We start from the raw sequence: 314 nt of genomic DNA, 5'->3' as shown, positions 1-314 counted from the left end.
GTGCTGCATTCATCGACTGGCTGGGGTACCTGGATTCGAACCAGGGAATGCCGGTATCAAAAACCGGTGCCTTACCGCTTGGCGATACCCCAACAACAGGTACGTCAGTACATCGATGAAAAAATGGCTGGGGTACCTGGATTCGAACCAGGGAATGCCGGTATCAAAAACCGGTGCCTTACCGCTTGGCGATACCCCATCCGTGCAACGCTTTTATGGGAATGGTGCGGGAGGCGAGACTTGAACTCGCACACCTTGCGGCGCCAGAACCTAAATCTGGTGCGTCTACCAATTTCGCCACTCCCGCAAAAAGA

Annotated in this window: 3 tRNA genes; all 3 read right to left on the bottom strand. The window is 54.1% G+C overall.

From position 1 onward, the window contains the following. Positions 1-17 precede the first annotated feature (17 nt). The 3 genes from GYRE_RS00045 to GYRE_RS00035 all read right to left on the bottom strand — a co-directional run bounded on the left by GYRE_RS00045 (position 18) and on the right by GYRE_RS00035 (position 307). Positions 18-92 (bottom strand) — tRNA-Gln (locus GYRE_RS00045). Positions 93-124: 32 nt separating this feature from the next. Then, positions 125-199: transfer RNA gene (locus GYRE_RS00040), tRNA-Gln, on the bottom strand. 23 nt (positions 200-222) lie between these two features. Further along, positions 223-307: transfer RNA gene (locus tag GYRE_RS00035), tRNA-Leu, on the bottom strand. Positions 308-314: the final 7 nt, after the last annotated feature.

It is taken from the genome of Yokenella regensburgei ATCC 49455 (assembly GCF_000735455.1).
GTDB classification, from domain to species: domain Bacteria; phylum Pseudomonadota; class Gammaproteobacteria; order Enterobacterales; family Enterobacteriaceae; genus Yokenella; species Yokenella regensburgei.
The sequence above is the reverse complement of the archived record's forward strand: the minus strand, read 5'-3'. Positions and strand labels throughout refer to the sequence as shown.